Raw genomic sequence first — 26,426 nt, 5'->3', positions numbered from 1 at the left:
AGGTCGTGTAGTGACTCGAGGGGCGAGGGTGTGGAGGTGGCGAGGCTGGCCGACGTCATCAGCGGCGTCCACGACACGAAAAACCCGTCTGGTCCCGACCTCCAGCTGTCGCCGGACGCGTGGCGGGTGCTGCGGGCCGACATCGTGGACGGCCGCCACGACCTGAGCCTCGTGCCGCGTCAGGCACGGTTCGCGCTATCGGCAGTCTGCGAGGATGGGCGACATGGACGAGGATGTCATTCCCATTCTTCGCGTCGAGGACGCTGCGGTGGCGGTCGGGTGGTACGAGCGACTGGGCTTTGCAAAGCTGTGGGAACACCGCTTTGAGCCGGGATTTCCCGCTTTTGTGGAGGTCGCCCGGGGCGGGGCACGGTTGTTCTTGTCGGAGCACAAGGGCGACGCCCGCCCTGACACGTTGGTTTACCTCCGCGTTCGTGATGTCGATTCCATCGCGTCCGAGTTCGGTGTGCAGGTGGAGGACGCTCCGTGGGGGCGTGAGATCGAGCTTCGTGACCCTGACGGCAACCGGCTTCGGATCGGCTCGCCGACGGAATGAACATTTGCCGTCAGGGCGCGGCAGGGAAGCTGTTCTCCCCGTCCGTCGGCCGCTGGTCGACTGACAAGGGATGTTTCGTGCCTGAGAAGAGCACCGTGAACACCCGGCCGGGGTGTCCGCGAGGGGAGACGCCGGAGGTGGCGGCGCCTGCAACTGCGGCTGCCCACCCTGCCGACCTGGGACACCTGGTCGGAGCACCAGGTCAGCCTCCCCCTCAGCCAGGCCCACCCGCTGACCTCCGTGTTCGGCCCGAACGACAACGGCAACGTCAACCTGGACAACATCACCCTCGAACCCGACCCGGGCGTCATCCGCCGATAGCCCACGTCACCAGCACGACAAGCAGGGCGGCGCCGACACCCCACGGCGCCGCCCAACGGTCGGCGCGACCTGGAGGACTTACCCGCTACAGGTCAACCGCCGTGCGCTGAGCCGAGGGCGGGCGGCGCCCGTACGGTCAGGCTTGGTCCATGTCGGCGTACCGGCGGGCGGCGGCGAGGGCCTCGCGCAGCGTGGCGGCGTCCACCGCAACCGGCTTGTCCCAGCCTTCCGGGCCGTCACTGGCGTAGAGGGCCGCGTAGGCGGCCGTGTCGCGCTGGAAGCGCCACCCTTCCGCGAGCGGGCCCGCGTCGACCGTGTCGTAGCCGATCGTGTCCAGGAACTCGGTCACCGTGGCCTTGGCGGCGTCGTCGTCGCCGGCGATCGGCAGCGCGGTGCGGTCGGAAGATCCCGCCGGACGCGCCAGCGCGAGCAGGTGCTTGAAGAAGATGTTGTTGAACCCCTTGACGACCTTCGACCGCGGCAGGTGCGCCTGCAGCAGCTCGCTGGTGGTGGTCGACTCGTCGTCCAGCTCGGGGAACCGGCCGTCCCGCTCCGGGTAGTAGTTGTTCGTGTCGATGACGACCTTGCCCGCGAGCGGTTCGACGGGCACGTCGCGGTAGGCCCGCAGCGGGATCGTCACCACGACGAGGTCGCCGGCCTCCGCCGCCTCCGCGGGAGTCGCGGCACGGGCGTGCGGCCCGAGCTCGTCGACGAGTTCCTTCAGCGTCTCGGGGCCGCGCGAGTTGCTGAGTACCACGTCGTAACCCGCGGCCACGGCCAGCCTGGCCACCGTGCCGCCGATGTTGCCGCTTCCGATCAAACCAATCGTCGTCATGCCCGCGACAACCCGCGGTCACCGCTGGGCATTCCCCCGACCGCACGGCAATGGGCGGGAGCGGGACCTGAGCCCACCGTGGCGTGGCCGCATCCAGCAGCCGGTGGCTCGTCGCCGTCCGGAATCGGTAAACGACCTGCGCATCGGCCAGGTGATCCCATCGCCGGACGAGCCCACGTCCGTCTCCCCGGACGGCCGCCTGTTCGCCACCGCGCACCAGGTGTCTCCCGGCTACCAGCTCAAGAGCCCTGGAGACCGAACGGTCAGCCGTTGCGTACGATTCGCCAGCGGTTGTCGGCGGTGCCGTTGTCCGAGTCCTGGACCGCGAAAGCGCCGACGGCGGTCGAATTGTTCTGGATGCCGAGCAACTTGCCGCTGTTCACGTTGCGGATCTTGTACGTCCCGTCGCCCTGGTCGAGCAGCGTCCACCTGTGGTCGGCGGTGCCGTTGTCCGACCACTGCAGGACATTCGCGTTGTCCGCCGTGGACATGTCCTGAACGCCGAGCACCTTGCCGCTGTGGGCATTGCGGAACCGGACCGCGTTCCCGTCGCCGACCACTTCCCAGTTGTGGTCGGCGGTGCCCGAGTCGTGCCACTGCAGGGCGCGCCCGCCATCGGCCGTGGACATGTCCTGGATGCCCAGCACCAGGCCGCTGCCCACGTTGACGAGCCGGACGGTGCCACCGCCCTGGCCGCTGACGTTCCAGTAGACGGTGTAGTTGTGGCCGTGCGCGTCGTAGAACGGGCCGAGATCGACCGTGGCGCCGTTGGCGGTGGCGGTGAAGGCGAGCGAACTGCCGCTGGTCCGCGTGATCGAGGAGGTGTTCAGCGACGGCAGGGAGCCGAGCGAGGTGTTGCCGTAATTTCCGGACAGCACCACCGGGCCGTAGGTCACCGCGGCGACGTTCGCGTTGTCGTTGGCCGCCCGCATGATCACCCGCATGGGCAGGCGGACCGTGACCGTGTCGCCGGAGGTCCACGAGCGGGTGAGGGTGGCGTAGCCGCCGGGCGTGGTGGAGATGTTCTGCGCCACGCCGTTGACGCTGATGGTGGCACCGGTGGTCCAGCTCGGGATGCGGACGCGCATCGACCAGGTGCCGCTGACGTTGCCGGTGACCTGCAGGGCCGTGGTGTCGCCGACCGGGTACGACGTGGTCTGGGTGACCGTGATTCCGCGCTGCGACCAGGTGAGCACCGAGGGCAGGAACATGTTCACGATCAGCGTGGTGTCGCTGTGGAAGTAGACGGAGTCCATCAGGCTGGTGTGCATTTCCAAGCCCGTGCCCTGGCAGCACCAGAAGGAGTTGTAGTCGGTGCTCCAGGTGCCGCCGCCCCACGCCGGGCCCACCCCCCGGCGGCCCCCCGGATTGAGCGGCGTGAAATAGGTGACGTGCCCGTGGCCGTCGGCCGGGTTCTGCTGGCCGATCATCTGGTTCAGCCACGCCCGTTCGTAGTAGTCGAACAGGGCGGCCCGGTCGGGATCCAGCGTGAACAGCTCCCGGGTGAGCTTCAGCATGTTGTAGGTGTTGCAGCTTTCGCAGGTGTCCTGTTTCAGATAGGCGGCGATGGCGTTGGGCGGGCGGAAATGCTCGGCCTGGCTGTTGCCGCCGATGACGTAGGTGTGCGCGTTGACGCAGATGTTCCAGGCGTTGGTGGCGATGTCCCGGTAGCGGGTGTCGCCGGTCGCCTTGTACTCCCGCGCGGCGCCGATCCACTTGGGCACCTGGGTGTTGGCGTGCAGGCCGTTGAGCTGGTCCTGGTTGGCCGCCAGCGGGTTGAACACCGCCGCGTGGTCGAACCGCCGGGCGGCGGTGAGCCATCGCGCGTCGCCGGTCTGCAGGTACAGGTCGGTCAGCACGGCGTTCATGCCGCCGAACTCCGTCCCCAACATGGCCTGCATTTGCTGGCTGCTCAGCCGCCCGGTGCGCCAGTCGACCCACCCCGCCAGACGCAACAGGACGTCACGGGCCTGCGTGCTGCCCATGTGGCGCCACACGTCCAGCAGGCCGGCCAGGGTCTTATGGATGACGTAATACGGCACGTTGCCGTTGGAAAGCGTCCGCGCCTCCAGCGCGCTGAATTCGGACTCGGGGAAACCGGACAGGTACCCGCTGTTGAACCCGACGGCACCGTTGTTGGCCTGGCACTTGGCCAGCTCCGCCACCATGTGGTTCGCCTTGTCCCGGCAGGTGGTGTCCCCTGTCACGGCATACGCCTGCGCCCACGCCGTGAGGAAATGGCCCTGCATATGGGTGCGGAACGGGAACGTCGGCGCGTCCCAACCCCCGTTGGGGGCGGCACCGCCGGTGGACAACCCGTGGTTGGCCCGGAAGTTGTACAGCAGCCGGTTCACATCGACGAACCGCAGGTAGGCCAGCGTACGGTTCTGGTTGTCCAACCACCGGCTCGCGGTCAGCCGCACCTGGCCGAGCTCGAAGGGGGACGCCGACGCCCCGACCGGGGCGGCCGCCGCCCGGGCGGGCGAGCGGCCGACGGCGGATCCGGCGACGGAAGTGACGGCCACGGCCCCTGCGGCCTCCAGAAACCGCCGGCGGCTGACGGAGGAGGACATCACCACACCCCTTCCAAGATCAATGTTAGCGCTAACATTGAGAGGGACATTGCGCGCATCTTCCTGCCGCCCCGGCATCGACGCAACCCCTCGTTTCCGATCGCGCGAATATTTCAGCGCCGCCGACTCCCGTGGACGCCTTTCACGAGCCACCGCCCGCACAGCTTCATGCCCGGTCAGCCTCGGGAGGGTGTTCCGCGCGGGTCACGGTCTCGGGTCCGAAGGCCTCGCGGCGTTCCCTCTCGGTGGCAGCTCAGATTGGGGCCGTAATGCCTACGAGCGCGCGCACTTTCCGCTCGGCACGCGACCGGCGGCCAGGGCGGACATGATGGCGTCCTCGGTGATCTGGGGGCCGACCAGTTCGGCGGCGACGGTGCCCTCGCGCATCACCACGACGCGGTCGGAGCCCTCCACGAGTTCGCGGGGATCGGACGAGATGAGCAGGACGGCCAGGCCCTCGACGGCCAGCTCGTCCAGCAGCTCCTGCAGTTCGGCCTTGACGCCCACGTCCACGCCCCGGGTCGGCTCGTCCAGCAGCAGGACCTTGGGGTGGGTGGCGAGCCAGCGGGCCAGCAGGACCTTCTGCTGGTTGCCGCCCGACAGTTCGCGGACCTTCTGGTGCGGCGAGGTGGCGGTGATGTGGAGGCGGCGCATGAACGTCGCGACGACGCGGTCGATGCGGGCGGGGGAGACGACGCCGAAGCGGGACAGGCGGGGAAGCGCGGCCAGCGCGATGTTGTCGCGGATGGACAGCGACGGGACGAGCCCCTCGGCGGTGCGGTCCTCGGGCAGCAGGCTGACGCCCGCCCGGATGGCGCCGGTGATGGAGCGCTTGCGCAGCGGCGCCCCCGCGACGGTGACCTCGCCCGCGTCCAGCGGCAGCGCGCCCGCGATCGCCTTGGCGGTCTCGGTGCGGCCCGCGCCGAGCAGCCCGCCGAGCCCCAGCACCTCGCCCTGCCGCAGCGCGATCGACACGTCGGACAGCGCGTGCTTGCGGGTCAGGCCGGTGGCCTGGAGGTACGGCGGGTCCTCCGGCGGCAGCGGGGCCGTCACCGGCACGGGCTCCGGTGCGGCTGCCGGTGCGGGCTTGGCGCGGGGACGGGGAACGTGGCTGCGGCCGAGCATGAGGGAGACCAGGGAGAGACGGTCCAGCGTCGCCAGGGGGCCGGTGTGCACGACACGGCCGCCGCGCAGCACGGTGACGCGGTCGCAGATCTCGTACAGGTCCTCCAGCCGGTGGCTGACGTAGACCACCGAGCGGCCCTCGGCGCGCAGCGCCTTGACGGTGCGCCGCAGCGTGGCGGCCTCGGCGGGCTCCAGTGAGGCGGCGGGCTCGTCCAGGATGACCACCCGCGCCTCGGCGGAGCAGGCGCGGGCCAGCGCGACGAGCCGGCGCGCGCCCGGGGGCAGCGATCCGAGGGGGCGGCGGACGTCGGCGGTCACCTCGTAGCGGTCGAGGATCTCCCGCGCGCGGGCGTTCATGCGGGCGGTGTCGATCAGCCCGAGGCGGGTGCGGGGCTCGCGGCCGAGGAACAGGTTGCGGGCCACGCTCATCAGGGGCAGCAGGCCGGCGTCCTGGTGGACGGCGCCGATCCCGGCGCGCCGGGCGTCGCGTGGCCCGGCGAAGCGGACGGGCTCGCCCGCGACGCGCACCTGGCCCGCGTCGGGACGGTGGATCCCCGCGAGCACCTTCAGCAGCGTCGACTTGCCCGCGCCGTTCTCCCCGACGAGCGCGTGCACCTCGCCCGGGACGAGCGTCAGGGAGACATGGTCGAGCGCCACGACCCCCGGGAACCTCTTGAGGATCCCGGCGGCCTCCAGGATTCTTTCCGCCACGCGTTGCCTCCCGGCCCTCCGGCCGCCGCGCGGTTCCCTGCGGCCCTGTGCGCGACGCGGCTCCCGCTGCACCGATGGTGATCGCGTCGTGTAACGATCGTGGAACGATTGGGGGCAGGTTCGGTCACGGTCGATCGAAAGCGGTCAGAGACGGCCCGCGCTGAGTCATAGCCGGGCCACGTGCAGGCGGACGCCCCGGGCGCTCAGCTCGTCCAGCTCCTCCTGCGGCGCGTGCTCGTCGGTGACCAGGTGGTCGATCCGGTCGGCGGGGACGGTCTGCACCATCGTGTCGACGCCGATCTTGGTGTGGTCGGCGAGCACCACGACCTCCTCGGCCGCCCCCGCCAGGGCGCGGTCGGCGCTGGCGACCTGCAGGTTCGGGGTCGACAGCCCGCGCTCGGCGGTCAGCCCGTTGCCGGAGATGAACGCCCGGCGCACCCGCAGCCCGGCCAGCGCCCGCTCGGCCTCGCTGCCGACCAGCGCCTGGGTGGAGCCGCGCAGGATGCCGCCGGTGAGCATGACCTCGATCCGCGGTGACCCGGCCAGGGCCTGCGCCACCAGCAGCGCGTTGGTGACGACGGCCAGCTCGGTGCGACCGGTCAGCCGCTGCGCCAGCGCCAGCGTCGTGGTGCCGGGGCCGATGACGACCGCGTCGCCGTCCTCCACCAGCGCGGCGGCCAGGTCGGCGATGGCGGCCTTCTCGGTGGAGGCGACCTGCGCCTTCTGCAGGTGGGTGGGCTCGCGTGACAGTTCGCCGGGCAGCGAGGCGCCGCCGTGGTGCCGGTTGAGCAGCCCGTCGGCCTCCAGCGCCCGCACGTCGCGGCGGACGGTGACCTCCGACGACTGCACCGCCTCGGCGAGCTGGCGCAGCGACAGCGCGCCGTTGGCCCGGACCAGCTCCAGGATGCGCCTGCGGCGTTCGGCGGCGAACACCGGCCTGCGCCCGTCCGCCGGTCCCTGGTTCTCGCTCACTGTCTCCCGACCTCGACTCGGCGACCCGAAACGATCCGACCGATTCCGATCGTAGTCAGTCAGGCGGGCCGGTGGGCGCGGTCGGGGCGGACGGCCGGAACCTGTCAAGCTCCGATCGTTTTCGATCGAAAGTGACCGAGATGTCTTGACCGACGCGATCGTTCGGTGCTTGGTTGGGATCGGCCAAGGGTTCATATCTGTTCGTTTCGATCGGTTCCGAGATCCATCCGTCCCCGATCCACCCACCCCCTGCGCAGAGGATCCCCCGGATGAACGCGAAGAGACCCCGTCCCCGAACCAGACCCCGACCCGTGCTCCTGGTGGCCCTGTTCGCCGCGCTCGTCTGGCAGTGCGTCGCGGCGCTCCCGGCCTCCGCCGCCCCGGCCGGCGCCCCCGCCCAGGCCGAGGCGCGCCAGGGCCTGCGCGGCGACTACTACGTCAGCTCCGGCGCCGGCAGGTTCGACTTCCACCAGCTCAAGGCGACCGTCGTCGACCCCGCCATCGAGATGCCGGACCTGGAGGGCGCCTTCCGGGAGCTGACCGGCCAGAACGACGACGTCACGGTGCGCTGGACCGGAAGGATCAGGCCCGCGCACTCCGAGCCGTACACGTTCTCGATGATCGGCGACAACGGCTTCCGGCTGTGGGTCGACGGCCGCCTGGTCATCGACAACTGGACCGACACCTGGGACCAGGAGAAGACCGGCGCGCCGATCGACCTGAAGGCCGGGACGGAGTACGACTTCAAGATCGAGTACTTCGAGCACTACGGCGGCTCCAACCTGCGGCTGCGCTGGCAGAGCCCGTCCCAGCCGAAGCAGATCGTGCCCGCGAGCGCCTTCACGCTCCCGGACGGCTTCGACCCGCCGGGGCCGGGCACGGCCGCCGTGAGCACGTCCGGCGACACGGTGCGGCTCGGCTTCGGCTCGCCGCTCGCCGCCCCGCCCGCGGGTGCGCACCAGCACTTCACCGTGACCGTCGGCGGCACCCCCTGGCCCGTCGACTCCGTCACCCGCGACTCCGGCGACACGTCCGCGTTGCGACTGAAGCTCGCCCACGCGATCCCCCAGCAGGCCGGCAACGGCGTGCGCGTCACCTACGACGGCGCCGGCGGCGTCACCCGGGCCGACGGAACCGCACTGGAGGCGTTCAAGTACGCCCTGGCGTGGAACGAGTCCACCTACACCATCAGGACGCGGTGGGCCGACAAGGTGAACCCGCGCGACCCGCTGCCCGAGTACCCGCGCCCACAGCTCACCCGCGAGCGCTGGCAGAGCCTGAACGGCACCTGGCAGTTCGCCTCCGCCCGCCAGGGCGAGGCGCCCCCGTCCGGCCGCACCCTCGGCGAACGGATCGTCGTGCCGTACCCGGTCGAGTCGGCGCTGTCGGGCATCCAGCGCGCCGAGGAGCGCATGTGGTACCGCCGCACGTTCACCGTCCCGGCCGGCTGGCGGGTGAACAACGGCCGCGGCGGGCAACGGCTGCTGCTGCACCTGGACGCCGTCGACTGGGAGTCCACGGTCTACGTCAACGGCAGGCGCGTCGCCGCGCACAAGGGCGGCTACGACCGGTTCAGCGTGGACGTGACCGACGCCCTCAAGCCGGGACGCGGCCCGCAGGAGCTCATCGTCGGCGTGTACGACCCCACCGACCTGGACGGCCAGGCCGTCGGCAAGCAGCGCAAGACGCCCGGCGGCATCTGGTACACCCCGGCGTCGGGCATCTGGCGGTCGGTGTGGATGGAGCCGGTCGCGCCCGCCCACATCACCGGCCTGCGCAGCACCCCCGACGTCGCCGGACAGGCGCTCCGCGTCACCGTCCAGGCGCAGGGTGCCCAGAACGGCGCCCGCGCCGTCGTCACCGCCCGCGACGGCCGCCGCGTGGTCGGCCGCGCAACCGGCGCCCCCGGCACCGAGCTGCGCGTGCCGGTGCCCAAGCCGAAGCTGTGGTCGCCCGACCGGCCGTTCCTGTACGACCTGGACGTCACCCTGCTCGACGCCCGCGGCCGCGCCCTCGACCGGACCGGCAGCTACTTCGGCATGCGCACGATCGAGGTCAAGCAGGTCGGCGGCGTCAACCGGATGCTGCTCAACGGCGAGCCGGTCTTCCAGATGGGCCCGCTCGACCAGGGCTTCTGGCCGGACGGCATCTACACCGCGCCGACCGACGCGGCGCTGCGCTACGACCTTGAGGAGACCAAGCGGCTCGGCTTCAACACCGTCCGCAAGCACGTCAAGGTGGAGCCGGACCGCTGGTACGCCCACGCCGACCGCCTCGGGCTGCTGGTGTGGCAGGACATGCCGTCGATGTTCGGCTCGTCCGACGCGGCCGAGCGGGCCCGGTTCGAGACCGAGCTGCGCGCCCTGGTCGACCAGCACCACAACTTCCCGTCCATCGTCATGTGGGTGCCGTTCAACGAGGGCTGGGGCCAGTACGACCAGGCCCGCATCGCCGACCTGGTCAAGAGCTGGGACCCGTCCCGCCTCGTCAACAACATGAGCGGCATCAACTGCTGCGGCGCCGTCGACGGCGGCAACGGCGACGTCATGGACTACCACATCTATCCCGGCCCCGGCACGCCGGGCGCTCCGTCCGCCGCCCGCGCCTCGGTGCTCGGCGAGTACGGCGGGCTCGGGCTGCCCGTCATCGGCCACACCTGGTCCGGCGGCGGCTGGGGCTACGCGGTCGAGCCCGACCCCGAGGCGCTCACCAACCGGTACGCCGGGATGAGCGAGCAGCTGCGCAGACTGCGCACCTGCAACGGGCTCAGCGCCGCGATCTACACCCAGACCACCGACGTCGAGACCGAGCTGAACGGGCTCATCACCTATGACCGCGCGGTGGTCAAGCCCGACGTCGACCGGATCCGGGCCGCCAACCGGTCCGTGATCGACGAAACCCCCGTCAGCTGCGGCTGACCCGGCCCATCGCCGCGGACGGGCGGCGCCGCGGAGCGCCGCCCGTCCCGCCCCCTCCCCCCCACCCCGGCACGTAAGGACTCGCGATGCCCAAGCAGCCAGGCCGTTCCCGTCATCTGCCCCTCGCGGCCGTCACCGCCGCCGCCGTCCTGGTCGCGGGCGGCTGCGCCAAGACCGAGGACGACGCCTCGTCCCAGAGCACCCCGGCCGCGCAGGCGCAGCAGCAGGTCGCCCAGTCCCCGGCCGGCACCGCCGGGAAGACCTGCACGCTCCAGCAGTTCGGGGGCGCGAAGTTCGACCTGAAGGGCTCGGTGGTCGGCTTCTCCCAGTCGGAGAAGGAGGCCAACCCGTTCCGCATCGCCGAGACCAAGTCCATCAAGGACGAGGCGGCCAGGCTCGGCATCTCCAAGCTGCGCGTCACCAACGCCCAGTCGCAGTTCTCCAAGCAGATCGCCGACGTGCAGCAGCTCATCGCCCAGGGCGCCCGGCTGCTGGTCATCGCGCCGCTCAACTCCGACGGGTGGGAGCCGGTGCTGCGGCAGGCCGCGGCCAAGAAGATCCCGATCATCACCGTCGACCGCAAGATCAACGCCAGGCCGTGCGGCGACTACCTGACGTTCATCGGCTCGGACTTCTACCAGCAGGGGCAGCGCGCCGCCGACCAGATGATCAACGTGCTGGGCGGTAAGGGGAAGGTCGCCATCCTGCTCGGCGCCCCCGGCAACAACGTCACCACCGACCGCACCAACGGCTTCAAGGACCGGATCAAGGAGAAGGCCCCCGGCATCCAGATCTCCTTCGAGCAGACCGCCGAGTTCACCCGCGAGAAGGGCCAGCAGGTCACCGAGCAGCTCGTGCAGTCCAACCCCGACATCAACGGCGTCTACGCCGAGAACGACGAGATGGCGCTCGGCGCCGTGACCGCGTTGAAGGGCGCGGGCAAGAAGCCCGGCGACATCAAGATCGTCTCGATCGACGGCACGCGCGGGGCGGTGCGCTCCATCGTCGACGGCTGGCTGCAGGCGGTGATCGAGTCCAACCCGAGGTTCGGGCCGCTGGCGTTCTCCACGGCGCAGAAGTTCCTGGCGGGCGAGCCGATCCCCGAGAAGGTCGTCATCGCCGACCGCGAGTACACCACGGCCAACGCCAAGGGCTCGCTGGGGCTGGCCTACTGATGGAGGCGCCGATGGGGGCGCAGGACGCCCCGGTGCTGGAGGCCGACGGCGTGTCCAAGCGGTTCCCGGGCGTGCTGGCGCTGGACGAGGTGTCGTTCGCGCTGCGTCCCGGCGAGGTGCACGCCCTGGTGGGGGAGAACGGCGCGGGCAAGTCCACGCTGATCAAGGTGTTCACGGGCGCGCACCGGCCGGACGGCGGGCGGGTGCTGGTCGGCGGGGAGCCGGTCGCGTTCGGCTCCCCGCTGGACGCCCGGCGCGCCGGGATCTCCGCCGTCCACCAGGAGGTGGGGCTCGTCCCGGCCATGAGCGTGGCGCGCAACCTGCTGCTCGGCCGCGAGCCGCGCACCCGGCTCGGCGTGATCGACCTGCCGCGCCTGCACGCCGCGGCCGAGGAGACGCTCGCCGGGCTCGGGGTGCGCGCGGACGTGCGGGCGCCGCTGCGGTCGCTGGGCATCGGCACGCAGCAGATGGTGGCCCTCGCGCGGGCCGTGTCGGTGGACGCGCGGGTGGTCATCATGGACGAGCCGACGTCCTCGCTGGAGCCCCGGGAGGTGGAGACGCTGTTCGGCGTCGTCCGCGAGCTGCGCGGGCGGGGCATCTCCACCGTCTACGTCAGCCACCGTCTCGACGAGCTGTACCGGCTGTGCGACCGTGTCACGGTGCTGCGGGACGGACGGGTGGCGCACACCGGGCCGCTGGCCGACCTGGACCGGCTGCGGCTGATCTCCCTCATGCTCGGCCGCGACCTGGCCGACGTGCGGGCCCGCGGGGTCACCCGGTTCTCCGGCGAGCACGAGGCCGCCGGGCCGCCCGTCCTGCGGGCGCACCGCCTCACCCGGCGGCACGTCCTGGACGGCGTGTCGGTGACCGTGCGTCCCGGCGAGGTCGTCGGGCTCGGCGGCCTGCTGGGCGCGGGCCGCACCGAGACCGCCAAGGCGATCGTCGGCGCGCTGCCGCTGGACGACGGCGAGGTGGTCGTGGACGGCACGCCGCTGCGCCGCCGCCGGCCCGTCGCCGCCGCGCTGCGCGCCGGGGTGAGCCTGCTGCCCGAGGACCGCAAGGCCGAGGGCATCGTGCCCGGCCTGTCGGTGCGCGAGAACATCGCGCTGGCCGCGCTGCCCAGGCTGGCCCGCGCGGGCCTGGTGTCCGAGGCGCGCATCGACCGGATGGTCGCGGAGTTCATGCGGCGGCTGCGCATCAAGGCCGCCTCGCCGCACCAGCGGGTCGACGAGCTGTCGGGCGGCAACCAGCAGAAGGTGCTGCTGGCGCGGTGGCTGGCGACCAATCCGCGGGTGCTGCTGCTGGACGAGCCGACCCGCGGCATCGACGTCGGCGCCAAGGCCGAGGTGCAGGCGCTGATCGACGAGCTGGCCCGCGACGGCCTGGGCGTGCTGCTGATCTCGGCCGACCTGGAGGAGCTGGTGGAGGGCTCGGACCGGGTGGTCGTACTGCGCGACGGGACGGTGGCCGGGGAGCTGGACGGCGACGAGGTGACCGAGGACCGCGTCATGGCCGTCATCGCCGGCGACCGTCCCGAAGAGAACGAGCGATCCGGCGAGGGACCTGGAGAGGAGCGCCATGGCTGAGGCCGTGGCCGGACGCGGCACCGGCCTCGACCGGGCGCGCGTCCTGGCGTGGCTGCGCGAGTACGGGGTGTACGCCTCCGTGCTGGCCCTGCTGCTGTTCAACGTGATCTTCACGCCGAACTTCCTGGACACCGGCAACTTCCGCACCCAGCTCGTGCAGGTCGCCCCGATCGTCATCGTGGCGCTCGGCATGGCGCTGGTGATCGGCACCGAGGGCATCGACCTGTCGGTCGGGTCGGTGATGGCGCTGGCCGCGTCGATGGTGGTGCTGTACCTGGGCTACGGGACGGTCCCGGCCGTGCTGGCGGCGCTGGCGGCGGGCGCCGTGGTCGGCGCGGCGGGCGGCGCGCTGGTCGCCTACGTCGGGGTGCAGCCGATCGTCGCCACGCTGGCGCTGCTGGTCGGCGTGCGCGGGCTGGCCAACGTGCTGGTCCCGCAGCTCAAGGAGATCGGCGACCCGGGGCTGCTGACGCTGGGCAGCGGCTCGGTCGCGGGCGTGCCGTACGTGGTGCTGGTCGCGGCGGCGCTGACCGCGGTGATGGCGTTCGTCGTCCGCCGCACCACGTTCGGGCGGCGGATCGTGGCGATCGGCGGCAACCGGACCGCCAGCGAGCTGTCCGGGCTGCCGGTCCGGCGGCTGCTGCTGGCCGTCTACGTCATCTCCGGCACGCTGGCGGCCGGGGCCGGGGTGCTGGCCACCGCCCGGCTGCAGGCCGGCGACCCCACGTCCCTCGGCCTGTTCATGGAGCTGTCGGCGATCACCGCCGTGGTCATCGGCGGCACCCCGCTGAGCGGCGGCCGGATCCGCGTGCTCGGCACGGTCATGGGGGCGCTGCTGATGCAGCTGCTGGGCGCCACCCTGATCAAGCACGACCTGCCGCAGTCCTGGGCGCAGATCGTCCAGGCGGCCATCATCCTCGCCGCGGTGTACGCGGCCGGAAACCGAGGTGCGCGATGACCGACCCCACCGCGATCACCGCCGGCGGGGCGGCGGGACGCCCGGCGCCGCCGCCGGACCCGCCCGCCCCCGGGACCGGCGCCGCCCGCCGCGAACGGCTCGGCCACCTGCTGCAGCACCACGGCGCGGCGCTGGTCCTGCTCGGCCTGGTGGCGTTCGGGACGCTCGCCTTCGACTCGTTCGCCACCGGCGCCAACCTGCGCGCCGTCACGGTCTCCTCGGCGTTCCTGGCGATCGTCGCGCTCGGCATGACCTTCGTGATCATCAGCGGCGGGATCGACCTGTCGGTCGGCTCGCTGTTCGTGCTCGGCGGGGTGCTGGCCGCCTACGGCTCCCGCGCGGGGACGCTCGCGGCGCTGGCGCTGCCGCTGGCGGTGTGCGGGACGATCGGCCTGCTGCAGGGCGTGCTGATCGGGCGGCTGGGGATGGCGCCGTTCATCGTCACGCTGGCCGGGCTGCTCGGCGTGCGCGGGATCATGCTGGCGGTGTCCGACGAGGGCGCCACCACCTACCTGGTCGAGGACCGCGCCTTCGCCTCGCTGGGGCAGGACGGGCCGTTCGGCCTCACCTGGCCCGTCCTGATCACGGTGGTGCTCGCCGTCGCCGGGGTCGTGCTGCTGCAGCGCACCGGCTTCGGGCAGAACGTGTACGCGGTCGGCGGCAACGAGGAGGCCGCGGGCCTGATGGGCGTGCCGGTGGTCCGCACCAAGATCCTGGTCTACCTGCTGTCGGGGCTGCTGGCCGGGCTGGCGGGCGCGCTGAACGCGGCCCGCCTGTCGTCCGGCGTGACCATCCTCGGCATCGGCCTGGAACTGGACGCGATCGCCGCCGTGGTCATCGGCGGCACCCTGCTCACCGGCGGGGTCGGCGGCGTGACCGGCACGATGGCCGGGGTGCTGCTGCTCGGCGTGATCCAGAACCTGATCAACCAGGTCGGCAACCTCACCTCCGCCGTCCAGCAGGTGGTCAGCGGCGCGTTCCTGGTCCTGGTCGTGGTCGCCCAGCGGGTCCTCAGCAGGACCCAGCGCCTGACCTGACCGGGCCCGCGCCGCCGACCGCCCGTCACCCTGTGCCCCGCCGCCTCAGGCGCTCTGCTCGGCGGCGGTCACCGGGTCCAGCCTGGGCGCGGCGGCCCGCGCCCTGAGCCGGGCCTTCGGCGGGTCGGCGGGCCGCCGCAGGTGCCAGTCGGTGACGGCCTGGTAGGCCGCGACGACCTCCAGCAGCCGGTCCTCCTCGTAGGGGCCGCCGCCGAGGATCGTCCCGACCGGGACGCCCGCCGCGTCGAACCCGATGGGGAAGCCGATCTCGGGCAGGCCGAGGATGTCGAACGGCACCGGCCCGGTCTGCAGGACGACGTCGCAGTCGTCCAGCACCCCGTCCAGGACCTCGCCCAGCAGGTGCGTCTTGGCCCGCTGCCCGGTGACCCACTCGTCGCCCGACAGCATCAGCCCGGCCAGCCAGCTCAGCAGCGAGACCCCGAACAGCCTGAGGTCCTTCTGCAGCCAGGGCCGGAACGGCTCGGTCCGCTCCGCCAGCCGGATGTCGTTGAACGCGCCCGTCAGCAGCGACCAGTCCGACGGGTAGGACACCTCGACGAGCCGGGCCCCGGGGATCGCCTCCAGGTCGGCGAGGAACTTGCGGCGCAACGCGACCACCTGCGCGTTCCCGCCGCCGAGGTAGTCCGGGGGAACGCCGATGCGCGTGGTGCGCCGCAGCCGCACCTTGCCGCCCCGGCGGACCGGCGTGGCGGCGCGGACGAGGTCCGGCACGGGCGGCAGGCCGAGGGTCCGCACGTCCCTGGGGTCGGGGCCGGACAGCACCGACAGCATGATCGCGGCGTCCAGCGCGTCCCGGGCGATCGGCCCGCTGTGGTCGCGGGTGAACGACAGCGGGACGATCCCGTAGATCGAGGTGCGGCCCATCGTCGGCTTGAGCCCGGTCAGGTTCTGCCGGTTGGCCGGCAGGACGATGCTGCCGCCGGTCTGCGTGCCGATCGAGGAGGTGGCCAGCCGCCCGGCGACCGCGGTCGCCGGGCCGGTGGACGACCCGCCCGGGTCGACCGACGGGTCGGCCGGCGTCCAGGCGTTGACGGTGGTGATCCGGCCGTCGGGCGTCGTCGCCCGGGTGGTGGCCAGCGGCCCCATCTGCCCCTTGCCGATGACGATCCCGCCCGCGTCCTTCAGCCGCGCCACGGCCGTCGCGTCGTGGTCGGGGACGAAGTCGTCGAAGATGAACGAGTTCGCGGTCGTCCGGACCCCGGCGGTGAAGTAGTTGTCCTTGACGCACAGCGGGATGCCCGACAGCGGGCCGGTGCGCCGCCGGTCCGCGGTGCGGGCCGCGGCGAGGGCCTGCTCCGCCGTGACGGTGACGAACGCCTGGTAGGTCGTCTCGTGGGCGGTGATGCGGTCCAGGTGCGCCTGGACGAGCTTCACGGCGGTGATCTTGCGCTGCCGCAGCAGGGTGGCCGCCTCCGCCAGCGTCGCCTCGGCCGGGTCGGCCACCGCCTCGGGGCGCACGGGGACGTCCGGCAGGTCGAGGGCGGGCTTTCGCGCCGCGGCCGAGGCGGCACGGGGAGCGACGGCCGCCGCGGCCACGGCGGCCGTGGTGACCGCGCCGGAGCGGGCCAGGAACAGGCGGCGCGAGACGTCGCGGTTCACTTCGCCTCCGTCCAGGCCGTCGTGATGGACGGGTACTCCAGCGGCGGGGCGGCCTGCTGGGCCAGCGCGGCCGCGTCCTCGCCGGTCGCGGGCGGCCGCCAGGTGTTGATCGCGCCGGGGCGCCCGCCGGTGCGGGTGCCGCCGCTTCTGGCGCCCGCCAGGAACGTCCGCAGGTACTCCATGGCCTGGGCGCGCGTCGGCGCGCCGGTCGCGGGGTCCGGGGACTCGGGAAGCTGGTCCAGATCGACGCCCGCCAGCGCCAGCCGCGCCCTGATCAGCGCGTCGAGCTCGTCATCCGACGGCATGCCCACGGGTCCTCCTCCACTCGTAGATCACGATCGGTGAGGAAATCGGACATCCGTTTCGGGGAGATTTCGGCGGTGTCGGGATGAGGTAACAAGTGTGACAAGTGATGCGATGTGAGGCTTGCGTCCGGCTCTGTACCACATGCGAAGTTGGCTCTCGCCGCCGGCATGCCGCGGGCCGAGTCGGTTCCCTGTTGGTTTCAGAGAGCGAGACGTGTGCGGCTCATGAACGCGTCCTGACCCACCTGGAGAATCCAAAAAAATCTTGGCGGAATTCGCGGGCGGCGACGCGGTTCGGACGGTGGCCGGAGGGGACGTAGCTGTGCCGGACCGGGCACCGGCTTCCGGCGTTCCCCTGTGCGCGCGGACGGGCCGGCCCCGCTGGACAGGAACAGGGAGGGCGTCGATGCCGCACCACGTCGTGGTCGTCGGGGCCGGGTTGTCCGGGCTGTCGGCCGCGCTGCACCTGCTGGGAGCGGGATGCCGGGTCACGGTGGTGGAGCGTTCCGACGAGCCGGGAGGCCGGGCGGGACGGCTCGACCTGGGCGGGTGCCGCGCCGACAGCGGCCCGACCGTGCTGACCATGCCGCACCTGGCCGACGAGGCGTTCCGCGCCGTCGGCGACCGGCTCGCGGACCGGGTGGAGCTGCTCGAACTGCACCCCGCGTACCGCATGGTGTTCCCCGACGGGTCGGCCCTGGACGTCCACACCCGGGCCGAGGCGATGGAGGAGGAGGTCCGCCGGTTCGCCGGCCCCCGTGAGGCCGAGGGCTACCGGCGGCTGCGGGCCTGGCTGCGCGACCTGTACGGCGTGCAGATGCGCCGGTTCATCGACGCCGACTTCGACTCCCCGCTGCAACTGCTCACCCCCGACCTGGCCAGGCTGGCGGCCCTGGGGGGATTCGGCCGCCTGGACGCGCGCGTCGGCCGTTTCCTGTCGGACGAACGGCTGCGCCGCGCGTTCACCTTCCAGGCCCTGTACGCAGGGGTGCCGCCCCACCGGGCCCTGGCCGCCTACGCCGTCATCGCCTACATGGACACCGTGGCCGGGGTGTACTTCCCGCGCGGCGGCATGCACGCCCTGGCGCGGGCCATGGCGGACGCGGCGGCCGACGCGGGAGGCGAGTTCCACTGGGGGAGCGAGGTCACCGCCCTGGACCGGCGCGGCGACCGCGTGACCGCCGTGCGCACCCGCGCGGGCGGCCGCATCCGCTGCGACGCGGTCGTGCTCACCGTGGAGCTGCCGGCCGCCTACCGCCTGCTGGGCCGCGAGCCGCGCCGCCTGGTGCCGCTGCGCCACTCGCCCTCGGCGGTCGTCCTGCACGCGGTCACCGCCCGCACGTGGCCGCGGCTCGGGCACCACACGATCTTCTTCGGCAGGGCCTGGAAACGCACGTTCCACGAGATCACGCGAACCGGCCAGGTCATGAGCGACCCGTCGCTGCTGGTCACCCGTCCCACCGCGAGCGACCCCGCGCTGGCGCCCGAGGGCAGGCAACTGCTCTACATCCTCGCGCCCTGCCCCAACACCGCCATCGGCCCCAGCGCCCGCGACTGGCACGCCCTGGGCCCGCGCTACCGCGACGGGCTGGTGGCGGAACTGGAACGCCGCGGTCTCCACGGCCTGGACGCCTCCATCGAAAGCGAACGGCTGGTCACCCCGGCCGACTGGACGGCGCTGGGCCATGCGGCGGGGACGCCGTTCTCGGTCGCCCACACCTTCGCGCAGACCGGCCCGTTCCGGCCGCGCAACCTCGTGCGGGGCGTCGGCAACGCGGTCCTGGCGGGCTGCGGCACCACCCCCGGCGTCGGCGTCCCCACCGTGCTCATCTCCGGAAAGCTGGCCGCCGCCCGCCTCGTCCGGCCGGGCGCGGCCCGCCGCTCCCGGCCGCACCGCAAGAGGCGGTCGCCATGACCCGGCGGGAACTGGACGCGGCGGGCATCACCGATCCGGCCCTGCGCCGGGCCTACGCGCGCTGCCGGCGGCTCAACGCACGGCACGGCCGCACGTACTTCCTGGCCACCCGGCTGCTGCCCGCGGCGCGCCGGCCCGCCGTCCACGCGCTGTACGGGTTCGCCCGCTGGGCCGACGACATCGTGGACGACCTCGACCGCGATGTCACACCGCGCCGGCGCGCCGAGGCCCTGCGCGGCCTGGAGGAACGGCTGGTGGCCGGGCTGCGCGACGGCACGAGCGCCGAACCCGTCGTCCGGGCCCTGGCGCACACGGCGGCGGCCTACGCCATCGACCACCGGTACTTCCTGGACTTCCTGGCCTCCATGCGCAGCGATCTGGAGGTCACCCGGTACCCCACCTACGCCGACCTGGAGATCTACATGCACGGCTCGGCCGCCGTCATCGGGCTGCAGATGCTGCCGGTGCTCGGCACGGTGGCGCCGCGGGAGGAGGCGGCCCCGCACGCGGCGGCGCTCGGCATCGCCTTCCAGCTGACCAACTTCCTGCGGGACGTGGGCGAGGACCTCGACCGGGGTCGCGTCTACCTGCCGGAGGACCTGCTGGACGCGCACGGGGTGGACCGGGAGCTGCTGCGCTGGAGCCGCGACACCGGCCGGCCCGACCCCCGGATCCGGTCCGCGCTGCGGGCCGCCGCCGACCTGGCCGAAGGGGTGTACCGGGAGGCCGCGCCGGGCCTGGACATGCTCCACCCCGTCTCGCGGCCCTGCATCCGCACCGCCTACGTCCTCTACCGCGACATCCTGCGCGTCATCGAGGCGGACGGCTACGCGGTGCTGCACCGGCGGGCCGTCGTGCCGCGCGGGCGGCGGGCGGCGGTGGCGCTCGGCGGCGCCGCGCGGGCGGCGGCCGCCCGGCTGCGGACCCGCGTGCCGCGCCGGGGTATCGACGCGCCGGAGGCCCCGCGGTGACCGCCCCGCGCCGGTCCCTCCTGCCGCTGCGGCTGCGGCGTCCCGCGCGCTGGCAGGACCAGCGGGCCACCTGGCGGGACGCCCGGCCCTCGATCATCGCGGCGGCGTTGAAGCGGGCCGCCGCCCGGCCGTCCGGCAACTGGTACGTCCTGGGCGCCAGCCGGGACATCGGCCACGGCGGGCGCCCCTACGCGCGGACGGTCGCCGGTCTGGAGGTCATCGCGTGGCGCGGCCGCGACGGGCTGCTGCGGGCGGGCACCGGCACCTGCCCCCATCTGGGCGCCCCGCTGCGGGACGCCCGCGTCCTGTGCGGCACGGTCGTCTGCCACTGGCACGGGCTCGTCCTGGACGGAAGCCCCTACGCGGGGTGGGAACCCTATCCCGCCTACGACGACGGCGTGCTGGCCTGGGTGCGGCTCGACGCGGCCGGCGGCGAGCCGCCGCTGGAGCGCCCCGTCGTGCCGGGCAGGCCGGAGGCGGCGCGCCGCATCGAGGCGGTGTTCGACGCCGAGGGCGTCTGCGAACCGGAGGACGTGATCGCCAATCGCCTCGACCCCTGGCACGGCGGGTGGCTGCACCCGTACTCGTTCGTCGACCTGACGGTGCGGCGGGCACCGGCGGAGCGTCCGGAGCGTCCTGGGGAGGGGGTCGGCGAGGGGCAGGGCGAGGACGACTGCTTCCTCGTGGACGTGTCGTTCAGGGTGGCGGGCCGCGCCGTCGTCCCGGTCCGGGCCCGGTTCACCGCCCCCGGCCCCCGCACGGTCGTCATGCACATCCTCGAAGGCGAAGGCCGCACGTCGGTCGTGGAGACGCACGCCACACCGCTCGGGCCGGGTCCGGACGGTGCTCCGCGGACCGCCGTCGTGGAGGCGGTCCTGGCCGTCTCCGAGCGGCCGGGTTTCGCGGTCGCCCGCGCGATGGCGCCGCTGCTGCGCCCCCTGATGCGGCGGGCCGCCGGACGGCTGTGGCGGGACGACCTCGCCTACGCCGAACGCCGCTGGCGGCTGCGCGCGTCCGGCCGGTTCCCCGGCTGAGACCAGGCCCGTCCGGCTCAGCCCCGTCCCGGCTCAGGCCCGTCCCGGCTCAGGCTCGTCCGACGAGGGCGGCCACCGCGCGCAGCGCCCGCGAGCGGCCCGCGCGGGGGACCGTCCACAGTGGCTGCCCCCGGACGCCCCACCGTGCCAGCAGCGCGTTGGCGGCCAGGAAGCCGCTGGTCGCGGCGCGCTCCATCAGCGCCACCGGCAGGTCCGTGCGGACCAGGTCGCCCGCCACCACCACGTCCGGATGCGGTGTGAGCACCGTCGGCCTGTCGCGGTGGCCGCCCGTGGCGAACAACGGGCAGTCCTCCCGCCACAGGTGCCGGACGTCGACGATCCGCGCCCCGCGCGTCTCCGGGTAGACGCGATGCAACTGGGCCAGGAGACGCTCCTGTTCGGCCCCCCGGTCACAGGTCGCGGGCAACGCGTAGGCGTGCAGCTCGACGACCGAACCGCCGGTGCGCGCGGCCCAGCGCGCGGCCTCGCCCTCCCACCGGTCCAGCACGCTGACGTTGTCGAGCGTCCCGAAGCCGCTGGTGGCCAGGAACGCGGCGCGATGGGCGTGCGGCGGACGGTCCAGCCACAGCCGGGTCACCAGGAAGGGCGGCGCGGTGCGCAGCCGCTGGACGCGCGCCCGCCACGACCGGTCGCCCAGATCGGGCGAACGCGCGACCACTCCGCGCAGCCCGTTGACGTCCAGCGCGAGCACCACCGCGTCATAGCGGCCGAAGTCGCCCTCGGCCACGATGTCGGCGCCGCCGTCCGCCCGCGGCCCGACCCGCTCCACGGGGGTGCCGGTGAGCAGCCGCACCCCCAGCGCGGCCAGGTAGGCGCCCAGCGGGTCCCACAGCGCCTGCGGGAACGGTTCGCGGACGACGTCGAACAGCAGCCCCTCGGCCGAGCCGAGGAAGTAGACGTGGAACATCAGGGCCAGCTCGGCGGCCGACAGCCGGTCCGGGTCGGCGAAGAAGCTGCGGGAGAACACCTCGAATGCCAGGTGCCGGGCCGCGTCGGGGAACCCCACCGCGGCCAGGTACCGCGCGGCGCCGGTGGCGTCGAGCCGTTCGTAGATCTCCGGGACGCGCACGTCCAGCAGGGGCCCGGCCGCCGCCAGGTTCATCCGGGCCAGGTCCCGCCAGCGGAAGCTGGGGCTGAGCGCCACGAAGCCCAGCGCGTTCCACGGCGGCCTCCTCGGCACCCTGGCGAACCGGTCGGACCGGCCGTCGCCGTGCAGGAGCGGATAGTCCGGCAGGCCCGCCAGCATGCCGAGGCCCCCGTCCACGCGGCGCAGCAACCCGCGCAGGTTGTAGTACTGGCGGAAGAACGCGTGGAACCCCCGGGTCATGGTGGCGCGGGATCCGTCGGCCAGCGTCACCGGCCATCCGGCCACCCGCCCGCCGAGCGCCGCCTCCCGCTCGTACAGCGTGACCCGTGCGCCGCGTTCGGCGAGCACGGTCGCGGCCGCCATCCCCGCGATGCCCCCGCCGACGACCGCGACGGCGGGCGCGTCGCCGCTGAACCGGTTCCGCCCGCCGGGCGCGGCGATCAGCTCCGCGCGCCTGTCCCTGCCGGGCCGGTGGTTCACGGCCCCACCACCGAGCGGTCCGCCGCGGACGCCGGGACGGGACGGGCGGGACGGTCCCTGCGGGGCAGCAGCGGCAGCTCCGCGGCGGTGCGCAGCATGGGCAGCACGGGGGTGCGCATGCCGATCGCGATGTCCTCCCACAGGCGCGTGCCGCCGTCCAGGAACCGCAGCAGACGCGCCGTCGGCGTGTTCTCGAACAGGTCGGTGAAGAACCGCGCGCCGTCGACCCGCTCCCGGACCAGGAGCCTCAGCAGCACCGCGTCCATCGCGCGGGCGCGGGCGGGGTACGGTGCGGGCGGCACGGGCACGGCCCCGCGCCGGTAGGCGGCGGCGATGGCCCGGCTCTGCCGCTGCACCGCCGCGAACGTGTAGCCGGTGGCGGGACGCGTCGCACCACCGGCCGTGCCGATACGGAACACCGAACGCCCCACCCGGCGCGGGAACACGGCGTCGGTCATGGGGATCACGCCCTGCTCGCACCTGTGAACCCGTGCGGAACCGAGCCCCAGCACCTCGCGCGTGTAGTGCCGCAGCCGTCGCTCGTAGGCGTCCCGGGTCAGCGGGGCGGGGGAGAACTCGGTGTACTCCACCAGCGCCTCGGCCGGGCCGGTCGGCAGCACGTAGCCGAACGAGACCCCGTGGCGCGGCTGGGGGGTCCGGAAGTCCATCAGCAGCGCGACGTCGGGGTCGAAGGCGGGCGCCTCGGTGCCCACGAACCAGCCGCGGAAGTGCTGCAGCAGGGTGCTGCGGGCCCGTGGCAGATCACGCGGCGGACGCGAGTCGAACACCCAGCGGGCCCGCAGCGTCACCCGCCGCCCTCCGTCCGCGGTGCCGCCGACCTCGGCGCCGCCGCGGACGTCGCGCACCGTGTCGACGTCGGCGTGCACCGTCCGTACTCCGGCGTGCCGGGCGAGCCCGCGTCCCACCAGCTCCTGGAACGCGGTCGAGCGGATCATCTTGTAGCGGTAGGGGGACGTCCGGTGCGAGCCCCCGGTGCCGTCCGCGCCCACCACCCGCAGCCATCGCCAGGACGCGGTGACGGCGTCCTCGAACTCGCCGTCGCCCTCCTCCCAGAAGCACCAGGTGCGCTCGGGCGGGCGCAACGCCTCGTCGAGCGCGTCCACGAGCGTCACCGTGGGCGGCGCTCCGGGACCGTCCGCCCCGACGAGGTGATGGGCCAGTGACAGACCGGCCGCCCCCGCGCCGACGATGATCACGTCCGACTGGTCCATGCCCCCTCCCGTCCCGCCCGCGTCCTCCCCGAAGGGGCGGCCGTTACACTCGCCGCCGAGCCCCCGTAGCGCCACCGCGACTTCCGCGGTCCGGAAAATCCGGTTGATCGTCCTTCGCCGCGCGGGCCGTGCTCTCAGCACATTCTTAGATTTCTCTCAGTTCGCTTATAGATCGGCCACAGCGCGGTCATAAAAATGGCTGGGTACGTTCTTTCGTGTCAGGGCCGTAAAGGCCGGACGACAAAGAACGGGGGTTCTCTCATGAGCTTCCAGAAGATCTTCCCGGGGGCCGGTGGGGGGCAGCCGTATCCGAGGCCGCGGTACCGCAGGCACCGCAGGTTCCACAGGCGGCACCGCCGGTTCTACCGCAGGCACCGCTGGTACTAGGCCGGTCGCGCCGAGCGAACGGGTGATCTGAGCAGAGCCGGGCGGGTGAACGGCCCGCCGGGCTCTTCTCGTGAGCAGGGGAGGGCTGCGTGCCGCTGCTGGCGGTTTCCGGTGAGGTGCGGTCGGTGGTGGCCGCGTTCCGGCGTTTCTGGCCCTACACGCGGGGCGATCGCCGATGGCTGCTGTTCAGCGGAGTGTGCGCGGTCGTCGCGGCGGCGTGCGAGGTCGCCGCGATCTGGCTGTTCGGCGTCATCACCGACAAGGCGCTGGCGACCAGGGACCTGGACGCGTTCTGGACGCCCGCGCTGTCCTGGCTCGCGCTGGCGGTGGCGGCCGGGCTGGTGAGCTTCGGCGGCGAGTACACCACGGCGCTGGCGGGGGAGCGGTTCCTGCTGCGGCTGCGCGACGGGGTGTTCGCCCACATCCAGCGGATGTCGCCCGACTTCTTCGACCGGCGGCGCCTCGGCGACCTGATGGCCCGGCTCACCGACGACATCGAGGCGATCGAGGAACTGGTGGCCTCCGGCCTGGTGCAGGCGGTGACGGCGGCGGTCAGCGTCGTGTTCTTCGCGGGCGCGGCGCTGTACGTGCGGTGGGACCTGGCGCTGGTGGCGTGCGCACTGGTGCCGCTGTTCGTCGTCACGGCCAAGGTGTTCGCGGCGCGGCTGCACGCGGCGGCGGCCCGGGAACGCGCCAGCAACGGCGTGATGAACAGCATCGTCGAGGAGGGCCTGGCCAACCAGGCGCTGGTGCAGTCCTGCAACCGGCAGGCCACCGAGGCGTCCCGGCTGCACCGCGAGGGCCGCCGCTGGATGGCCGCCAAGATGGCCGAGGCGCGGCTGACGGCGTCGTACGGGCCCCTGATCGAGGTGCTGGAGACGGTGTGCGTGCTGGTGGTGCTCGGCATGGGCGTCTGGGAGCTGTCGCGCGACCGCCTCACGCTGGGCGGGCTGCTGGCTTTCGCCGCGTACCTGGGCTACCTGTACCCGCAGATCCAGGCGCTGGGACGGCTGGCGCTCACCGCGGGCGAGGCGGCGGCGGGCGCGGACCGCGTCCTGCAGGTGCTGAACACCCCGCCCGAGATCACCGACCGGCCGTCCGCGCGGCCGCGGGTGGCGGGGCGGGGCCGGGTCGCCTTCGACGCCGTCACCTTCGGCTATCCGGGCACGGGCCGGCCGGTGCTGGACGGGCTGACGTTCCGGACGCGGCCCGGGGACCTGGTGCTGGTGACCGGACCGAGCGGCAGCGGCAAGTCCACGATCGCCAAGCTGCTGCTGCGGTTCCACGACCCGGTGGCGGGCGGCATCCGCCTGGACGGCGTGCCCATCCACGACCTGACCCTGCACGCCCTGCGCGCGAGCGTCACCCTGCTGGCGCAGGAGAACCTGCTGTTCTCCGCGACGGTCCGCGACAACATCGCCTACGGGCGGCCCGGCGCGAGCGAGGACGACATCGTGGCGGCGGCGAAGGCGGCCGACGCGCACGACTTCATCACCGCCCTGCCGCAGGGCTACGACACGCCGGTGGGGCAGCGCGGGCGGCTGCTGTCGGGCGGGCAGCGGCAGCGCATCGCGATCGCCCGCGCGATGATCCGCGACACCCCGGTGCTGATCCTGGACGAGCCGACCACCGGCCTGGACGAGGCCGCCGCGCGCCGCGTCCTGACCCCGCTGCGCCGCCTCATGGAGGGCCGCACCACCATCCTGATCACCCACGACCCGCACCTGGCGCCGCGTCCCGACCAGGTCATCGACCTGGGCGCCGGCGCCGCGTCCCTGCGCGCGGTCGGGGACGGCCGCGCGGACCGGACCGGGCCGGCGGCACAGCCCACCACGAGCCGGTGACCGCGCGGGCCGGCGGACCACGGCCGGCTACAGCGGGCCTTCGCGCAGTGTGTAGCCGACGCCGCGCACCGTCTGGATCAGCCGGGGCTCGCCGCCCTCCTCGGTCTTGCGCCGCAGGTATCCGATGTAGACGTGCAGCGAGTTGGAGTTGCGGCCGTAGTCGCAGCCCCACACCTCCTCCTGCAGCCAGCCGCGTTCCAGCACACGCCGCGGACGCCGCAGCAGGATCTCCAGCAGCGTGAACTCGGTGGGCGACAGCGTCAGCCGGCGCATCCCCCGCCACACCTCGCGGGTCGCCACGTTCATCGTGAGGTCGGCGAACCGCAGCACCTCCCCGTCGCCGCCCGTGGTCTCGCCCCGTGAGCGGCGGATCAGGGCGCGCAGCCGGGCCAGCAACTCCTCCAGCGCGAACGGTTTGCACAGGTAGTCGTCGGCGCCCGCGTCCAGCCCGGTCACCCGGTCCTCCACCTCGGTGCGCGCGGTGAGCATCAGCACCGGCACGTCGTGGCCGCGGCCGCGCATCATCCGGCAGGCGCCGAAGCCGTCGAGGCCGGGCATCACCACGTCCAGGACGACGGCGTCCGGCCGCGTGTCCTCCAGGGCGGCCAGCGCCTCGATGCCGTCCCCGGCCAGGTCGACGTCATAGCCGTGGAACCGCAGGACGTGGTCGAGCGCGGAGCGCACCGCGGGGTCGTCGTCGACCACCAGGATCCGTGCCCGCCGAAGGTCCCCCATAGCGTCGAGCGTAAGGAGAGCAAAGTCA

19 protein-coding genes and 1 pseudogene are annotated in these 26,426 nt (G+C 73.2%); 11 read left to right on the top strand and 9 right to left on the bottom strand.

All coding sequences use genetic code 11. The features are described 5' to 3' along the window. Positions 1-12: 12 nt before the first annotated feature. Positions 13-327: pseudogene (locus ABZ801_RS39470) on the top strand (DUF397 domain-containing protein); the annotation flags it as partial. Beyond that, complete coding sequence (locus tag ABZ801_RS39465; RefSeq protein WP_360708530.1) at positions 224-556, top strand: glyoxalase superfamily protein; 333 nt, start codon at positions 224-226, stop codon at positions 554-556. The pseudogene ABZ801_RS39470 and the gene ABZ801_RS39465, both read left to right, overlap by 104 nt. A 457-nt stretch (positions 557-1,013) precedes the next feature. Here ABZ801_RS39465 and ABZ801_RS39460 read toward each other — a convergent pair whose 3' ends face one another. The 4 genes from ABZ801_RS39460 to ABZ801_RS39445 all read right to left on the bottom strand — a co-directional run bounded on the left by ABZ801_RS39460 (position 1,014) and on the right by ABZ801_RS39445 (position 7,093). Further along, positions 1,014-1,712, bottom strand: a complete 699-nt coding sequence (locus tag ABZ801_RS39460) for an NADPH-dependent F420 reductase (RefSeq protein WP_360708528.1) — start codon at positions 1,710-1,712, stop codon at positions 1,014-1,016. A gap of 263 nt (positions 1,713-1,975) precedes the next feature. Then, on the bottom strand, positions 1,976-4,237 hold the full coding sequence (locus tag ABZ801_RS39455) for a beta-L-arabinofuranosidase domain-containing protein (protein WP_360708526.1): 2,262 nt from the start codon (positions 4,235-4,237) through the stop codon (positions 1,976-1,978). Between the two features lie 321 nt (positions 4,238-4,558). Next, positions 4,559-6,121, bottom strand: coding sequence for a sugar ABC transporter ATP-binding protein (locus ABZ801_RS39450; protein WP_360708523.1), 1,563 nt, complete (start codon positions 6,119-6,121; stop codon positions 4,559-4,561). A 165-nt stretch (positions 6,122-6,286) separates the two neighbouring features. Then, the gene (locus tag ABZ801_RS39445; protein ID WP_360708520.1) at positions 6,287-7,093 is read right to left on the bottom strand and encodes a DeoR/GlpR family DNA-binding transcription regulator; all 807 of its coding nucleotides are present in this window, start codon (positions 7,091-7,093) and stop codon (positions 6,287-6,289) included. A gap of 311 nt (positions 7,094-7,404) precedes the next feature. On the opposite strand from ABZ801_RS39445, the gene ABZ801_RS39440 reads away from it, so the two are divergent. The 5 genes from ABZ801_RS39440 to ABZ801_RS39420 all read left to right on the top strand — a co-directional run bounded on the left by ABZ801_RS39440 (position 7,405) and on the right by ABZ801_RS39420 (position 14,767). Then, positions 7,405-10,011, top strand: coding sequence for a PA14 domain-containing protein (locus ABZ801_RS39440; RefSeq protein ID WP_360708518.1), 2,607 nt, complete (start codon positions 7,405-7,407; stop codon positions 10,009-10,011). An 86-nt stretch (positions 10,012-10,097) separates the two neighbouring features. After that, the gene (locus ABZ801_RS39435; RefSeq protein ID WP_360708515.1) at positions 10,098-11,186 is read left to right on the top strand and encodes an ABC transporter substrate-binding protein; all 1,089 of its coding nucleotides are present in this window, start codon (positions 10,098-10,100) and stop codon (positions 11,184-11,186) included. An 11-nt stretch (positions 11,187-11,197) separates the two neighbouring features. Continuing rightward, positions 11,198-12,772: a sugar ABC transporter ATP-binding protein gene (locus tag ABZ801_RS39430; RefSeq protein WP_360708512.1), complete on the top strand. Its 1,575-nt coding sequence runs from the start codon at positions 11,198-11,200 to the stop codon at positions 12,770-12,772. Beyond that, positions 12,765-13,730, top strand: coding sequence for an ABC transporter permease (locus ABZ801_RS39425; RefSeq protein WP_360708509.1), 966 nt, complete (start codon positions 12,765-12,767; stop codon positions 13,728-13,730). The genes ABZ801_RS39430 and ABZ801_RS39425 overlap by 8 nt, the downstream gene beginning before the upstream one ends. Then, positions 13,727-14,767, top strand: coding sequence for an ABC transporter permease (locus tag ABZ801_RS39420; RefSeq protein ID WP_360708506.1), 1,041 nt, complete (start codon positions 13,727-13,729; stop codon positions 14,765-14,767). Before ABZ801_RS39425 ends, ABZ801_RS39420 begins: the two co-directional genes overlap by 4 nt. 45 nt (positions 14,768-14,812) lie before the next feature. Here ABZ801_RS39420 and ABZ801_RS39415 read toward each other — a convergent pair whose 3' ends face one another. After that, positions 14,813-16,387 carry an amidase gene (locus ABZ801_RS39415; RefSeq protein ID WP_360708503.1) on the bottom strand — a complete coding sequence of 525 codons (1,575 nt, stop codon included), beginning with the start codon at positions 16,385-16,387 and terminating at the stop codon, positions 14,813-14,815. Continuing rightward, entirely contained in the window at positions 16,384-16,698 is a 315-nt protein-coding gene (locus tag ABZ801_RS39410) for a hypothetical protein (RefSeq protein WP_360708501.1), read from the bottom strand. The genes ABZ801_RS39415 and ABZ801_RS39410 overlap by 4 nt, the downstream gene beginning before the upstream one ends. Before the next feature lie 400 nt (positions 16,699-17,098). Here ABZ801_RS39410 and crtI point away from each other — a divergent pair, with 400 nt between their 5' ends. Genes crtI through ABZ801_RS39395 form a run of 3 tightly spaced genes read left to right on the top strand, consistent with a single transcriptional unit; the run spans position 17,099 to position 20,612 of the window. Then, entirely contained in the window at positions 17,099-18,607 is a 1,509-nt protein-coding gene (crtI, locus tag ABZ801_RS39405; RefSeq protein ID WP_360708498.1) for a phytoene desaturase family protein, read from the top strand. Further along, entirely contained in the window at positions 18,604-19,578 is a 975-nt protein-coding gene (locus tag ABZ801_RS39400; protein WP_360708496.1) for a phytoene/squalene synthase family protein, read from the top strand. Before crtI ends, ABZ801_RS39400 begins: the two co-directional genes overlap by 4 nt. Beyond that, positions 19,575-20,612 (top strand): DUF5914 domain-containing protein, encoded by a 1,038-nt coding sequence (locus ABZ801_RS39395; protein ID WP_360708492.1) that lies wholly within the window; start codon positions 19,575-19,577, stop codon positions 20,610-20,612. Before ABZ801_RS39400 ends, ABZ801_RS39395 begins: the two co-directional genes overlap by 4 nt. 49 nt (positions 20,613-20,661) lie before the next feature. On the opposite strand, the gene ABZ801_RS39390 is transcribed toward ABZ801_RS39395, so the two are convergent. Together ABZ801_RS39390 and ABZ801_RS39385 are read right to left on the bottom strand one after the other, a co-directional pair. Continuing rightward, positions 20,662-22,164: an FAD-dependent oxidoreductase gene (locus tag ABZ801_RS39390; protein ID WP_360708595.1), complete on the bottom strand. Its 1,503-nt coding sequence runs from the start codon at positions 22,162-22,164 to the stop codon at positions 20,662-20,664. A gap of 32 nt (positions 22,165-22,196) precedes the next feature. Then, positions 22,197-23,432, bottom strand: a complete 1,236-nt coding sequence (locus ABZ801_RS39385) for a lycopene cyclase family protein (RefSeq protein WP_360708489.1) — start codon at positions 23,430-23,432, stop codon at positions 22,197-22,199. A 476-nt stretch (positions 23,433-23,908) separates the two neighbouring features. Here ABZ801_RS39385 and ABZ801_RS39380 point away from each other — a divergent pair, with 476 nt between their 5' ends. Continuing rightward, on the top strand, positions 23,909-25,663 hold the full coding sequence (locus tag ABZ801_RS39380) for an ABC transporter ATP-binding protein (protein WP_360708487.1): 1,755 nt from the start codon (positions 23,909-23,911) through the stop codon (positions 25,661-25,663). Between the two features lie 27 nt (positions 25,664-25,690). On the opposite strand, the gene ABZ801_RS39375 is transcribed toward ABZ801_RS39380, so the two are convergent. Then, positions 25,691-26,398, bottom strand: a complete 708-nt coding sequence (locus ABZ801_RS39375) for a response regulator transcription factor (RefSeq protein WP_360708485.1) — start codon at positions 26,396-26,398, stop codon at positions 25,691-25,693. Positions 26,399-26,426 lie beyond the last annotated feature (28 nt).

Source organism: Actinomadura sp. NPDC047616 (assembly GCF_040642915.1).
GTDB classification, from domain to species: Bacteria; Actinomycetota; Actinomycetes; order Streptosporangiales; family Streptosporangiaceae; genus Spirillospora; species Spirillospora miaoliensis.
Note: the sequence above shows the minus strand (reverse complement) of the source record. Positions and strands in the feature narration are given on the sequence as shown.